The 12203-nt window shown below is 69.2% G+C and carries 14 protein-coding genes and 1 pseudogene; 9 read left to right on the top strand and 6 right to left on the bottom strand.

What is annotated here, in order from left to right:
- Positions 1 to 19: 19 nt before the first annotated feature.
- Together ACFYW9_RS27975 and ACFYW9_RS27970 are read right to left on the bottom strand one after the other, a co-directional pair.
- The gene (locus tag ACFYW9_RS27975) at positions 20 to 1045 is read right to left on the bottom strand and encodes a phosphotransferase (protein ID WP_389155730.1); all 1026 of its coding nucleotides are present in this window, start codon (positions 1043 to 1045) and stop codon (positions 20 to 22) included.
- Between the two features lie 326 nt (positions 1046 to 1371).
- Positions 1372 to 1965: a DUF4291 domain-containing protein gene (locus ACFYW9_RS27970; protein WP_389155727.1), complete on the bottom strand. Its 594-nt coding sequence runs from the start codon at positions 1963 to 1965 to the stop codon at positions 1372 to 1374.
- Here ACFYW9_RS27970 and ACFYW9_RS27965 point away from each other — a divergent pair.
- Both ACFYW9_RS27965 and ACFYW9_RS27960 read left to right on the top strand, forming a co-directional pair.
- Positions 1964 to 2584: a hypothetical protein gene (locus ACFYW9_RS27965; protein WP_389155724.1), complete on the top strand. Its 621-nt coding sequence runs from the start codon at positions 1964 to 1966 to the stop codon at positions 2582 to 2584. The two genes, ACFYW9_RS27970 and ACFYW9_RS27965, sit on opposite strands and share 2 nt — an antisense overlap.
- Positions 2585 to 2588: 4 nt before the next feature.
- Entirely contained in the window at positions 2589 to 3167 is a 579-nt protein-coding gene (locus tag ACFYW9_RS27960; protein ID WP_389155721.1) for a suppressor of fused domain protein, read from the top strand.
- Positions 3168 to 3235: 68 nt separating this feature from the next.
- On the opposite strand, the pseudogene ACFYW9_RS27955 reads toward ACFYW9_RS27960, so the two are convergent.
- The 3 genes and pseudogenes from ACFYW9_RS27955 to ACFYW9_RS27945 all read right to left on the bottom strand — a co-directional run.
- Positions 3236 to 4252, bottom strand: a pseudogene (locus tag ACFYW9_RS27955) (transposase); the annotation flags it as partial.
- A 45-nt stretch (positions 4253 to 4297) separates the two neighbouring features.
- Positions 4298 to 4486, bottom strand: a complete 189-nt coding sequence (locus tag ACFYW9_RS27950) for a hypothetical protein (RefSeq protein ID WP_389155718.1) — start codon at positions 4484 to 4486, stop codon at positions 4298 to 4300.
- A 14-nt stretch (positions 4487 to 4500) separates the two neighbouring features.
- On the bottom strand, positions 4501 to 5085 hold the full coding sequence (locus ACFYW9_RS27945; RefSeq protein ID WP_389155715.1) for an ArsR/SmtB family transcription factor: 585 nt from the start codon (positions 5083 to 5085) through the stop codon (positions 4501 to 4503).
- A 465-nt stretch (positions 5086 to 5550) separates the two neighbouring features.
- Between ACFYW9_RS27945 and ACFYW9_RS27940 the strand changes: the two genes are divergently transcribed.
- On the top strand, positions 5551 to 6222 hold the full coding sequence (locus ACFYW9_RS27940; protein ID WP_389155712.1) for a Type 1 glutamine amidotransferase-like domain-containing protein: 672 nt from the start codon (positions 5551 to 5553) through the stop codon (positions 6220 to 6222).
- A gap of 157 nt (positions 6223 to 6379) precedes the next feature.
- Positions 6380 to 6613, top strand: coding sequence for a DUF5302 domain-containing protein (locus ACFYW9_RS27935; protein WP_351876048.1), 234 nt, complete (start codon positions 6380 to 6382; stop codon positions 6611 to 6613).
- Between the two features lie 73 nt (positions 6614 to 6686).
- Here ACFYW9_RS27935 and ACFYW9_RS27930 read toward each other — a convergent pair whose 3' ends face one another.
- A complete protein-coding gene (locus ACFYW9_RS27930) occupies positions 6687 to 7049 on the bottom strand; it encodes a DUF6207 family protein (RefSeq protein WP_389155709.1) in 363 nt (120 codons plus the stop codon).
- A 717-nt stretch (positions 7050 to 7766) separates the two neighbouring features.
- On the opposite strand from ACFYW9_RS27930, the gene ACFYW9_RS27925 reads away from it, so the two are divergent.
- The 5 genes from ACFYW9_RS27925 to ACFYW9_RS27905 are packed head-to-tail and all read left to right on the top strand — an operon-like array spanning position 7767 to position 12061.
- On the top strand, positions 7767 to 8630 hold the full coding sequence (locus tag ACFYW9_RS27925) for an STAS domain-containing protein (RefSeq protein WP_389155706.1): 864 nt from the start codon (positions 7767 to 7769) through the stop codon (positions 8628 to 8630).
- Positions 8627 to 9067 (top strand): STAS domain-containing protein, encoded by a 441-nt coding sequence (locus tag ACFYW9_RS27920; RefSeq protein WP_351876058.1) that lies wholly within the window; start codon positions 8627 to 8629, stop codon positions 9065 to 9067. The genes ACFYW9_RS27925 and ACFYW9_RS27920 overlap by 4 nt, the downstream gene beginning before the upstream one ends.
- Positions 9064 to 9477, top strand: coding sequence for an anti-sigma regulatory factor (locus tag ACFYW9_RS27915; RefSeq protein WP_351876061.1), 414 nt, complete (start codon positions 9064 to 9066; stop codon positions 9475 to 9477). Before ACFYW9_RS27920 ends, ACFYW9_RS27915 begins: the two co-directional genes overlap by 4 nt.
- Positions 9465 to 10691: a SpoIIE family protein phosphatase gene (locus ACFYW9_RS27910; RefSeq protein ID WP_389155702.1), complete on the top strand. Its 1227-nt coding sequence runs from the start codon at positions 9465 to 9467 to the stop codon at positions 10689 to 10691. The genes ACFYW9_RS27915 and ACFYW9_RS27910 overlap by 13 nt, the downstream gene beginning before the upstream one ends.
- Positions 10688 to 12061 carry a PP2C family protein-serine/threonine phosphatase gene (locus ACFYW9_RS27905; protein ID WP_389155699.1) on the top strand — a complete coding sequence of 458 codons (1374 nt, stop codon included), beginning with the start codon at positions 10688 to 10690 and terminating at the stop codon, positions 12059 to 12061. The genes ACFYW9_RS27910 and ACFYW9_RS27905 overlap by 4 nt, the downstream gene beginning before the upstream one ends.
- The last annotated feature ends 142 nt before the right edge of the window (positions 12062 to 12203 follow it).

Here is a 12203-nt window from a genome sequence, read left to right as displayed (position 1 = left end):
GCGGATCATCAAGCAGCGTTCACAGCCCCTTTCCCGGAGGCAGGGATGTTCCTGTCTGCTGCGTGAGGATCGCCAAGGCCTCCTTGAGGTTGTGCTCGGCGATCTCGTACATGAAGGCCCGGTCGGGGAAGTCGCCGTCAAGAAGGCGCAACGGGCCGGCGACCAGCGACAAATGCATCGCGAGTGTGTAGAGGTCCAGCCGCTGGGGATCGAGGCCCGGCCGGGACAGGGTTGGGTAGCGCTTTCCGAAGCGGAGCCGGAGGAAGACGTGCTCCCACTCGATGTCGAAGTGCATGAGGCCCTCGATGTCGATCAGCACCGGGTGGCCGTCGGCGTCGACCAGGACGTGGTCGGGGCCCAGTTCTCCGTGGATCAGCCCGAACGCGGCACGGGGGGTCAGCACTGCGGCCAAGGCGTGGAGATGTTCACGAAGTTTGCCGGCCGCTGCGGCGATCCTGCGATCTCTGCCCGATGTCTCTTCGAGATCGTGCAGGGCACGGCCGAGAACCACTTGTTCGCAGGAGACTCCGCTTGCGGTGCTGCCCTGTTCCAGCAGATCCACCCGGCCGTAGCTCGGAGCGAGGTGCCGGTGCATGACGTCCGTCATCGCGGCCAGGTCGCTCAGGGCCGTGGTCGCGCGCGCGGGATCGCTCTCGAAGAGTGCTTCGAGAGTACCGGCGGAGATGTCCTCGACCACGGCCACGTCCGCCGGGTACCGGTCTCGGCTGTCGTCCGCCAGGTAGACCCTCGGAGTCCTTATGCCCAGGCTGTCCAGACTCCGCTGGGCGGCGAGGAACGGGGCCAGGCCTGAGGCGGGTGCGAACGGGTCGCCGGTGTCGGTTCCGTTCCGGTCGGACCAGAAGTTCTCCTCTTCTCCCCAGCTGTAGACGATCACACCCGCCATCGGGGTTCCGTCGACTCGAACCCGGTAGACACCCTTCTTGCTGCCCCCGCGCAGCCGGTCCACCGCGATCACACGGCAGCCCGATCCCATCACGTCACGCACCAGCCCTGACAAGTCCTCGATCCCCGCTGACCTTCGCATCGGCAGAACGTATCGAATGCGACGCTCGCACATGGAGTGGAATACACCTCCAGCAGCGTCCGACTGCTCACAAGAAGCACGCGCCCGGCCTCGGCTGGCGAAGAGGTCTGTGGGCGCGCCTTGACATGGATCATCAAGCAGCGTTCGCAGACCTCATCCACGCTGATGGCGGCATGACCGCGACGGCTGCCGGTGCGTTGCCCGCCTTGCGGGTGGGACGGACAGCGGCCCTGCGGTGGGAGGTCATCCGGATTGACGTCCGTCCCGGCGATCATGTGCTCCCGTGTGGCCCTGGGAGATGCAGGCCTCCCTGTCCGGACCGGCGGTCAGGGGCGCAGATGGGCCAGTGGTTCGTCACCGGCGGCGTACGGCTTTTCCTGGGGGAGGAGTCGGGCAGCCAAGTCAGGATCGCCGCGGCTGACGAGCGCGCGGATCTCGCGGGCGAGCGGGGTCACGTCGCTGATGGACACGGTCCACTCGTCCGCGTAACGCGACGACACCTTGCCCGAGAGCCCCAGTTGCAGCGAGCGGTACGGCAAGGGACGCAGGTTCAGGTCGCGTTCGGGATCCCACTGGACGCGGGACGGTGCGAGCTTGAGGTCACGCTGCCAGGTACCGCGATCGGGATGCAGCCCGCGAACGTAGCTCGACAGGCAGGCGTGCCGCAGCGCCCAGTCGAAGCCGTCGCGGTCGATCTCGACGGCAAGAACGGTCTCCTGCCCGGGGTTCGTACCCCAGTTGGAGCGGTACATCATCCACAGGAAGCTGGGTTTGATCCACGTCATACGATGCCGCAGCCACGCGGAAGGAAAGCGGCCGTCGCGGACGGCGGGCAGTCCGATTTCAGGTGAGTAAGCCTGGTAGACGGTGATCGTGGACGCCGTGTGGAGCGCGCGGATCCTGCGGTGCGGTTCTTCCATGGCGTACAGCGTGGGCTCGGACGGCACCGGTGGCCACCGATTTTCGACCGTTGCTCGCGGCGACGGAGCACGCCGGCCGCGGGCGGCAGGCATTCGCCCGAGCGGGCCGAGCGGCGTCTGTCTCGTGGAGCGACATCTCGGCAATGCCGTACTCGAGGGGCTGACGCGGCGGGCGCGGTCGTTCGTCACCGGGCACGGCATCAGGATCGACGTGCTGCCGGTCTGCCGGCTTGCGGAGCAGTGGCTTGCGCTCGGTCCCGTCAGTGGAGATCGACCGTGTGAAGGGGTACCAGGAGCGCTGGGGAGGTCTTGTGCTACCTCCAGCTCCGCACAGCAGGTCACCAGGGTTACCGGCGACAGGGTCGACGACGTCGCCCTTGACGGCTTCGAGGCAGTGGAAGAGGTCAAGGGCATGACGGATACCTGGTGGCGGGGCAGCGATTCCCTGATGGCCTTGTCCGCAGGAGAGGCCGAGTGCCTCTCGGCTCCCTCGTCCAGCACCGCATTGGTCTACTCCGGCCTGGTGCCGACGGTCACGCAGTCCGGCTCTGTCGGAGATCTTGTGGTCAGGCTGGTACTGACCTCGGCTGATGGGCTGCGGCGGCCTCGGGCATCATGATCGTATGCCGGACACCGCAGCACGCGCTGCTCTTCTCGATCACCTCCGTCGGACACTGCCTGGTCGCGTCATAGACGAGGTCACAGGTGTGGATGGGCCCATCGAGGATCGCGTGCCCGGATTCCGGGTGTTCCGGATTCATCCCGCGTATCCGGGCGACTGGTGGCTGTATGTGACGTCGGGCTGTTGGGAGGCGACTCAACACGACGGCCATGGCACGGAGTTCTTTCTCGCGGCACCGCGCGACGAATGGATCAACCTGGAGAGCGTCACTGTCAACGCGTACTACCACTGCGGACCGGTACACCAGCGACTCGACGTCGGACACACCGTCCCCATCGGCCGACCGTGGCTCGATGACTCCGACTGTGACCACTACCTGGTGAGCCTGCCGTATCCCTTCGGACCCGACTTCGAGGTCTGCGACTGGGAAGGCGGAGCCCATGCCCGGATCCTGTGGCTGTTGCCGATCACCGCAGCGGAGAAGGATTTCCGTCGGGAGATGGGACTCGAGGCACTTGAAGTCCGTTTCGATGAGCATGCGATCGACCCCGTCGATCCAAAGCGGGCTTCCGTGGCCTGAGACGGGAGGGCGGAGACGAGAACAGGCTGCGACGACGGTCGGAGACCGAGAAGGACCCGTTTGCGGAGAAGGTCGAGGCCGGCCCGCCCGTAGCCCTGCCTCTTGATCAGCTTGATGCGTGTGACCTGGCCCTCGACCTGGCCCGAGCTCCAGGAGCTGGACAGGCCGGCGGTCCCGGCGGCCTGGTCCCGGCGGAGCCCGGTGACCAGGGAGCACAGAGCCGGTAAGCCGTCGGCGAGGGCGCGGTCCGTCCAGTGGGGCAGCAGGTCGCCGCGTCGGTCGTGGAGCATGGTCGCGAAGTCACGGACGTGTCTGGCTGCGGCGTCCAGGCGGGGACGGACGGCCCGGATCTCCTTGAGCTCCAGGGCATCGCCGGCGGTCAGGCGGTCCGGGCCGGTCATGATCCAGCGGACCACCCGGCGGGGCCGCGGTGCGGGCCGCGGCGACTCAGGAAGCCCGCTCTCCTTCGACCAGCGCAGATATCGGCGGACGGTCTGGACACCCCCGGGGAAGCCGAGTTCTCGGACTTCGCGGTGGAGCCGGGGGATGTCGTGACAGCCGTCATTCCACCGTTGGTGCAGGTAGGGCTTGTATTCGTCGAGGATCGACTGCCGGTTGACCGCCTTGACCAGCAGCTCGTCGATGCCGGTGGCGCGGGCGAATCGACGCACGGTGGAGTGGTCAAGCCGCAGTTCCCGGCCGATCGCCGTCAGGGGCTTGCCCTCGGCCGACCGCCGCCGCACCGCCGCGTAGCGGCCCCTGGTGCGGGCGACCAGGCGCCGCGGGCGGCCGAGGCGGTAACTCGTCCGGTCCGGAGGGTTGAAGGGCGGGTCTCCTGACGCGGGCCGTGTCCAGCCCGGTGCTCGGTGCCCGGACTCGTCGCGAACGCGGAACGGATGCAGGTGTGGTGTGAGCCGACGGTCTTTCCCACGGCCTCGGCGAGGTTCCGCCACAGGTGTCGGCCGTCGGCGACCTGCATGGTCTGTGGGGTGCCGATCCGGGCGCCTTCGGCGTAAGCGCTGGATCTTCGCCAGAGCCCGCAATTTTCCCCACTCAGGTGGGTTCGGCGTCAGTCGATTCCCCATCCTCGCGGTCGTGTTTCCCCAGGAGGGCGGCGGTCGCGAACGGCGCTAAGGAATGGCGGCTGCCGTCTTGGGGGTGGCAGCCAGCCGTAAGCCGGCTTCCATGAGGGCCCAGCCGAGACGGGTACGGAAGTTCCGGGGGCGCCGGGCCGCTGCGGCGAGACGGTACGCGTCGGCTTCGGCGCGGAGTTCGGCGGCGCGGACATGGTGCAGGGCGAGGTGGTTCTCGGGGTGCATCGGGCTGTGTCCTTTCACTCAGTGGTGAGGGGAAACGCGTGTGTGTGGATGCGTACCTGGGCGATGTCGGCGTCGTCCTCGTCGGCGGCCCGGTCGCGGTAGGTGTCGACGAGCGCGTGCATCTTCTCGACGAGTTCCTTGGTCAGTTCGGGCGTCAGCCGCAGTGTCGCGCTGCTCATGTCCCAGGTGCGGTTCCATTCCTCCGGCCATGTCTGGCGGTTGCCGAGCCAGGTCGACAGGTCCCGGGTCTGGGTGGTGGCGACCTCGTGGAGATACATGTCGGCGGCCCCGCGCACGTCCGGGCTGGCGTCCGTGAGCAGTGCGTCGTCGAAGCGCAGGCCCTTGTGGGCCGCCTTCCACCACCGCTCCCGGCCCTTGCCGTGCTCGGGGGCGTCCTCGATGAAGCCGTGAATGGCGAGCTGCCTCAGGTGGTAGCTGGTAGCACCGCTTGACTCGCCCAGTTTTTCGGCGAGCCGAGACGCGGTGGCCGGGCCGCCGAAACGCAGGGCGTCCAGCAGCTGCATGCGCAGTGGGTGCGCGAGCCCACGCAGGGACCGGGCATCGAGATTGCGGACGGGCGATTCATGGGGCTCGTTCATGCCTACAAAGATAGCGATGCAAAGGAGTACTTGCAATGAAGTCTTTGCATCAGGTTCTTTGGAATGGCCGCGCCCTGCAGGGTGGTGTCGCAGTTGCCGGATTTTCGGCAGGTGGGGCAGTTTGATAGGTATGTGATTTTTATTCTGCATCCTCCCGATTGGCCATGGGTACGGTGGAGTTCGCATCTGCGCGGCTGAGCCCGACCACCTACGGCTGCGGACTTGCCGTTCCGGCGCCCCTGCCCAGGCAACTCGCGACAATCCAAACGCGATGCCATCGGTATTGGTGGCCCGGCTGACCTGACTCCGCGTGACAGCGTGCAGGGTTCTCATCGATTGCGGAGGCAGTCGATGGTCCGGCATTGTTCGGGCATGGCCCGCTCTGGTGGGCCCGCGTGCTGAGGAGGCACTTCCGTGGCTGTCGTTCCCGTGCGTCGTCTGGCTCTCCTCGGGGGTGGCTTCTCCATGGACGACGATGGCCTGTTGGACGACTGGGTGCTTGGTCATGCACGCGCTTCTCGGCCCAAGGTGTGCTTCGTGCCCACGGCCAGCGGTGATGCCCCCGCCTACCTCGACCGTTTCTTCTCCGCGTTCCGATCGCGCGCCTGTGAGCCCAGCGTCTTGCCCCTGTTCCGCAGAGAGCTCGATGACGCCGCGTTGCGCAGGTTCCTGCTCTCTCAGGACGTCGTGTACGTAGGGGGCGGCAACACCGCGAACCTGCTGGCGGTCTGGCGTGCGCACGGCGTGGACCGGCTGCTGTGCGAGGCCTACGATCGCGGCACGTTGCTGTGCGGTATCAGCGCCGGCGCCAACTGCTGGGCCGAAGGTTCGCATACCGACTCCTTCGGACCGCTGACGTTTCTGCCGGACGGGCTGGGTCTGCTGTCCGGCTCGGTCTGCCCGCACTACGACAGCGAACCGGGCCGCCGCTCCTCCTACCAAGCAGCCGTAGCCGTCGGCGCCCTCCCCGCCGGGTGGGCGCTGGAGGACGGTGTCGGCGCCCTCTTCACGGACGGCCTCCTGGCGGAAACGGTGACCCGCACGCCGCAGGCCCGGCTGTTTCAGGTCGAGCCGGATGGGGAGAACGGAGCCATGGAGCGAGCCCTGCCGTGCCGTTCGCTCCCTGAAGCACAGTGATCCTCCTCAGCGTTTCCCAGCAGGCTGGGGCGTTCCGGCTGTGGCTGTTCACCGTGAGAGACAGGGCGCGACGGGCGGCGCGGACGCCCCGGCGACCGGGGTGCGGTGTCCGCCGTGACAAGCTGTGCTTCCCACTGTCCGGTACCAGGAGGTCACCATGGCTGCAGAGTCTCCATTGCCCGAAGAGCCGGTAGACGCCGAGAGCCCTTCCCTCTCGCCCGACGACGACGCCCAGGACGACTTGAAGCGCAAGTTCCGGGAGGCTCTGGCGCGCAAGCGTGGTATGCAGGCGGACGCCGCCCTCACTGCGAGCACCAACACGTCGAAGGTCCACGGCGCGCACGGCCCGGCCGCGAGTCAGCGGTCGTTCCGTCGAAAGAGCGGCGGCTGAGTCGTAACGGCCTCAAGACGGGACTCGGCGGCGTCAGGTGATCTCTGACGCCGGCCGGTTGAGCCGCGACCAATCACGGCATCGAGCGGTCCGCCCTGGGCGACGACGCTGAACCGGCCGACTCGGCCGATACACCCGACTGAACGGCGAGCCAGGTGAGTCGGTCTGCGGCGACTTCCGCGGTGTAGCGGCACCGTCCGCCACCCGAAACGTACCTGCCGGGGGCCGACGGCAGTCCCTTTGACAGCCTGCGGGCCTCCGGCGGCGGATCGCCGGGTTGGCCGGCGTCCCGCGTCGTCCACTCCGCTGTCACCGTTGCCCACCGGTCGGCGGCGAGCGGTTGCCGGAAGGTGGGCGCTGTGTCGTCGTCGGCGGCCGCGACGTCGACGGCGACCAGGCCCGGCCGACTTACGTGCGTCTCGTCGATCGGGTCCATGCACGGCATTACGCCCGGGCGTTCCGGGAGGGTCCGAGGAGAACGGCACCGAGCTCGCGGGACGCCGAAGCCGGACCTTCGGCCTCGTACTCATAGGCCTCCCATGCCGCTTCGGACCGAAGCGGCGCATGACACGAAACTGGCGGGGGAAGGCAGAACACCTCCCCATGGGACTGCCCGGCATGCCTACGCCATGCCGGAGAAGGCCGGCGCGGCATTGGGCGGTGCGTCCGCCGCCCCGGCGAGGGCGAGTCCGAGCGGCGGCCACCGGTACCGACCACACTCGCCGAGCCGGCCGGACGCCCTCGCGACCTGTCCGAGAGGACCCGACCGGGAAGAGTGCGTACCCGGCGATTCGAACGGTCCTTTGGACCGACAGCCCTGTGCGCATCGCTGCACGGGCACTTCCTCGAGGCGGTTCGGGCAGGACCTCCGCGAGGGCTCTGCGGGAACGCGGCCCGCAGAGCCCTGTTCGAACGCTCGTCGACGACCGCGAGGCCTGTCGGAAACGGCGGTGCCGGCCGCACCCCCAACGTGATCGAACACAACCCTGGCAAATGGCAGGCCACGCCGACGTGTCGACGGCGGGTTCGCCACAACGCTTTGTCCGCGCGCAGGGTTTCGAGGTGTCGGGCATCACAGTTTTGAGACATGGTCTGCAGGTCACTCAGATGACCTAAGGTTCCGAACAGGCCGCCCGGCCTCCTGCGAAGAAGGATGTGCTCTGTGGCTGCTGAAGGCGTTTCGGATCGCTTGGTCCGCTTGCTGACGGTTCGAGGTGAAGACCTCGGCGCCGAATGGGCGGACAAGGTCACCGGTTCCCTGGGCGGGCGGGTGAGCCGCGCCGAGGTCCAGCGCGAGCTGCAGGAGATCTACACAGCGCTGGTGGCCGCGCTCGCCGACGGCAGTCTGGACGGGCGAGGGGAGGCGTTCGGCGAGGTCCGCGCGCTCCTGACCGAGCTGTCGCGCAACCGTGCCCACCAGGGCTTCACGCCCACCGAGACCGCGGTGAGCGTGTTCGCTCTCAAGGAGGTCCTGGAGCCGGCCCTGTCCGGCGAAGGCAGTGACCTGCAGGCGTACCTGAAGTTCTCCGCGCTGCTGGACACCCTGGGCCTGTTCACGATCGAGGTCTACACCCGTACGCGCGAGGAGCTGATATCGGCGCAGGCCGAGCAGCTGCTGGAGCTGTCCACGCCGGTCGTGAAGCTGTGGGACGGGGTGATCGGTGTTCCGCTGGTCGGAACCCTGGACTCGGCGCGCACGATGGTCGTGATGGAGAAGATGCTCCAGGCCCTGATCGACACGGGTGCCGAGCAGGCGATCATCGACATCACCGGTGTGCCGGCGGTGGACACCGAGGTCGCCCAGCACCTGCTCAAGACCGTCGTGGCGGCCCGGCTGATGGGTGCCGAGTGCACGATCTCCGGCATCCGTCCGCAGATCGCGCAGACGATCGTGGCGCTGGGGATCAACTTCGGTGACATCGTCACCAAGGCCACCCTGGCCGATGCCCTGCGGCACGCGCTGCGCCGCTCCGGTGTCACGCTCTCGCGCACGGCACCCCAGGCCGGTGCTCGGTGACCGAGCGCGTTCCGGTCCTGCAGATCGGGCAGGTACTGCTGGTGTCGATCCAGACGGACCTGGACGACCAGTCGGTGATGCTCCTTCAGGACGACCTGGCGGCCAAGGTCGTCGAGACGGGCGCCCACGGGGTGGTCATCGACATCACCGCGGTGGACATCGTCGACTCCTTCGTGGGCCGGATGCTGGCGACCATCGCCTCCATCTCGCGGCTGCTGGACGCACAGACCGTCGTGGTGGGTATGCGCCCGGCCGTCGCCATCACCCTCGTCGAACTCGGCCTGTCCCTGGGCGGCGTACGGACCGCACTGACCCTGGACAAGGGTCTGCGCCTGCTGCGACAGGCCCGCGCCCAGTCCCTCGGGGAGTCCGATCCCGACGTCGCGGCCGGCCCCGGTGCCGACGGCGTCGTGCCGGATGCTTCGGCAGGCCTGTGAACGGCGCCTCCAGCGCCTCGGAGACGCTGGAGATCACCGCCAACGCGGGCGTGGTGCAGGCGCGCCAGCGGGTACGCGCCCTGGCGCAGGAATGCCGCTTCTCCCTGGTCGAGCAGACGAAGCTGATCACCGCCGCGAGTGAGCTGGCCCGTAACACCCTCATCCACGGAGGCGGCGGAACCATGACGGCAGGCCTGGTGGAGGAACGCGGCCGACGCGGCGTGCGCCTGGTCTTCCGCGACCGGGGGCCCGGCATCCCCGACGTGGAGCTGGCCCTGACCGACGGCTGGACCTCGGGCGCCGGCATGGGCCTGGGGCTGTCCGGCTCCAAACGACTGGTCGACGACTTCGTCCTGGAGACCGTCGCCGGACAGGGGACCACGGTGACCGTCACCAAGTGGGCGCGGTGACGGCCGTGGACTTCGCGCGGTTGATGGACTGCGAGGACGTCGCCTGGTTCCGCGACCAGCCGGAGGCCGCCCGCGGCGCGGCCGCCGCCCTGGGCCGGCGTATCGGCCTGGGGGAGCAGCGCAGTTCCCAGCTCGTGCTGGCGGTGGCCGAACTGGCGGGCAACATCGCCAAGCACGCCGTCGACGGCTCCCTGCTCCTGCGCGTGGTGCGCAACGAAGCCACCGCCGGGGTGGAAGTGCTGGCCGTGGACGGAGGCCCGGGAATCGCCGACATCCCGGCGGCCCTGCGGGACGGCATGTCGACCGCCGGCACCCTCGGCATCGGCCTCGGCGCGGTCCAACGCCTGGCCGACTCCTTCCACATCCACTCCCAGCCCGGCCTGGGCACCGTGCAACTCGCCCGCTTCTGGCCGCGCCCCGCACACCCCACGGCAGCCGGAGAACCCGCCGTGGGAGGGATCACCCGGCCGATCGGCGGCGAGCAGGTCTGCGGCGACGCCTGGGCCGCCCGCATCGACACCGGTGAGCAGCCACCTGTCTCGCACGCCGACAACGTGGCCCGCCCGCCCGCGTCCGGCGCCACCAGCTGGTCCGCCCTGACCGGCACCCGCCCGTCCTCACCCCAACCGCAGACAGCCCCGGCCCGGGGCTTCTCCGTACGCCCCGGGCGCCCCGGCCGTCCGGCCGCGGTGCGCGCGGCCGTCGCCGGACCCGGCACCGGCGTACTGGTCATGTCCTGTGACGGGCTGGGCCACGGTCCGATGGCCGCCGTGGCCGCCCAGGCGGCCCTTCACGCCTTCAAGACAGGAACCGCCCGCACCCCGGAAGAGGCCATGGAGCAGGTGCACCGCGCTCTGCGCGGAACACGCGGCGCGGCGGTGGCCATCGCGCGCCTGGAGCCGGACGGTCGCCTGCTGTTCTGCGGCGTCGGGAACATCACCGCCGCCCTGGTCACCAGCACCAGCCGCAGCACACTGCTCTCCCACCCGGGTATCGCAGGCCACCAGATGCACCAACTGCGCACCTACGAACACCACTTGCCTCGACACGGGATCCTGGTGATGCACTCCGACGGCCTCAGCGAACGCTGGACCCAGAGCGATCTGGCGGGCCTGCTCCATCACCCGCCCTCATTGATCGCCGCCGCACTGATGCGCCAGGCCGGGACCCGCCGTGACGACGCCAGCGCGGTGATCGCCAAGGCGGCACGGTGAACGCACCCGCCCCGCGCACCCACCCCTACACCGCCGGTGCCAGCGCCCTGCTGGTGACACCGCTCAGCACCGAACACGACATTTTCACCCTGCGCCGCCACGCCAAGACCATCGCTTCGGCCGTCGGCCTGGACGACCGCGACCAGGTACGCCTGGCCACCGCGGTGAGCGAGCTGGGACGCGACCTGCTGCGCCCTTCCGCGATGACCGCCGTGTTCAGCCTGCAGCAGGAACCGGCCGCGCTGCGCACTCTCCTGCAGTGGCGCGACGACCGAGCCCCCAGCAGCGAGTCACTGACCGCCGTCACCAGGCTGCTCCCGCAGACCCGCCACGCGCCGGCCCTCGGCCACCCGGACCACTCGGGCGGCGGGCGGATAGAGATCGTCTGCCGCATCCCCGAGCTCGCCGCCCGGGACCTGAAGGTGGAACAGGTCCTTGCCCTCCTGGAGTCGGACGGCCCCGCCAGCGCGATCGACGACCTGCAGGCCCAGTCCCGCGACCTGATCAACGCACTCCAGGAAGCCCACGTCCAACGCGACGAACTGGAACGCCTCAACGAGGAACTGACCGAGACCAATGCCGGGGTGATGGCCCTCTACGCGGAGCTGACCGTCGAGCACAAGGACGTCGTGGAACGCTTCGGACAGGAGCACGAACTCGCCCTGGCCCTGCAACGCACCTTCCTGCCCGCAAGCCTGCCCCAGAGCCCCGGGGCGGAACTCGCGGTGCGCTATCTCCCCGCCGCCGCCACGGCCGAGATCGGCGGAGACTTCTACGAGGCCGTCACCACCCCGCAGGGTCTGCTCCTCGCCGTCGGGGACGTCGTGGGCCACTCCCTCCAGGCCGCCATGGTCATGGGCGAGATCCGTCACGCCCTGCGCGCCTACGCCGCGCAGAACCTCCCCCCGCACATCCTGCTCCAGCACTTGGACCACCTACTGGGCCTGCACCAGCCCGGATGGACCGCCACCGTGTGCATCGTCGTGCTCGACGCCGACCACGCACGCCTGCACGTCGCGAACGCCGGCCACCTGCCGCCCCTGCTCCTGGAGCCCAGCGGGGCGCCCCGCTATCTGCGAGAACACGGCCCGCTCCTGGGCCTGGGCCTGCCGCAGCCCGTGGCCGTCAGCCATCGCGTCGAACCGGGCAGCCGGCTCGTCATGATCACCGACGGGCTCATCGAGACCCGCGACACCGAGATCAACGAGCGCCTCGACCTTCTGAGCACTGTCGTGGCAGAAGGGCCCGGGGAGCCGGAGGCGTTGTGCGCCCACCTGGTGGACACCTTCGGAGAGGACTCCGACGACGACATCATCGTCTTCGCTGCCCGCCTCCGTCCGCCCCGGCCCCCGATGCCCGGAGCCGGCTGACCAGCAAGCGCCGGCCGGGCAGGCCGGCCCGTCCGCAGACTGCACGAGGGGCGGGTGGCGAACAGTGGAAGTGTGTTAGGCCCCCCCCCCACGGGCCCGGGGCCGGAGGGGAGATGGTTCGCAGGGCCGGGGTTTATCCGCC

Source organism: Streptomyces sp. NPDC002698 (assembly GCF_042888945.1).
GTDB lineage: Bacteria > Actinomycetota > Actinomycetes > Streptomycetales > Streptomycetaceae > Streptomyces.
This window is presented reverse-complemented; position numbering and strand designations above follow the sequence as displayed.

Excerpts from the sequence above, each read along its gene's own strand:
- ACFYW9_RS27930 (WP_389155709.1), bottom strand. The coding sequence starts at position 7,049 with ATGGACCCGATCGACGAGACGCACGTAAGTCGGCCGGGCCTGGTCGCC.
- ACFYW9_RS27950 (WP_389155718.1), bottom strand. The coding sequence starts at position 4,486 with ATGCACCCCGAGAACCACCTCGCCCTGCACCATGTCCGCGCCGCCGAA.
- ACFYW9_RS27975 (WP_389155730.1), bottom strand. The coding sequence starts at position 1,045 with ATGCGAAGGTCAGCGGGGATCGAGGACTTGTCAGGGCTGGTGCGTGAC.
- ACFYW9_RS27940 (WP_389155712.1), top strand. The coding sequence starts at position 5,551 with ATGGACGACGATGGCCTGTTGGACGACTGGGTGCTTGGTCATGCACGC.
- ACFYW9_RS27935 (WP_351876048.1), top strand. The coding sequence starts at position 6,380 with ATGGCTGCAGAGTCTCCATTGCCCGAAGAGCCGGTAGACGCCGAGAGC.
- ACFYW9_RS27970 (WP_389155727.1), bottom strand. The coding sequence starts at position 1,965 with ATGGAAGAACCGCACCGCAGGATCCGCGCGCTCCACACGGCGTCCACG.
- ACFYW9_RS27925 (WP_389155706.1), top strand. The coding sequence starts at position 7,767 with ATGTGCTCTGTGGCTGCTGAAGGCGTTTCGGATCGCTTGGTCCGCTTG.
- ACFYW9_RS27960 (WP_389155721.1), top strand. The coding sequence starts at position 2,589 with ATGCCGGACACCGCAGCACGCGCTGCTCTTCTCGATCACCTCCGTCGG.
- ACFYW9_RS27965 (WP_389155724.1), top strand. The coding sequence starts at position 1,964 with ATGGCGTACAGCGTGGGCTCGGACGGCACCGGTGGCCACCGATTTTCG.
- ACFYW9_RS27945 (WP_389155715.1), bottom strand. The coding sequence starts at position 5,085 with ATGAACGAGCCCCATGAATCGCCCGTCCGCAATCTCGATGCCCGGTCC.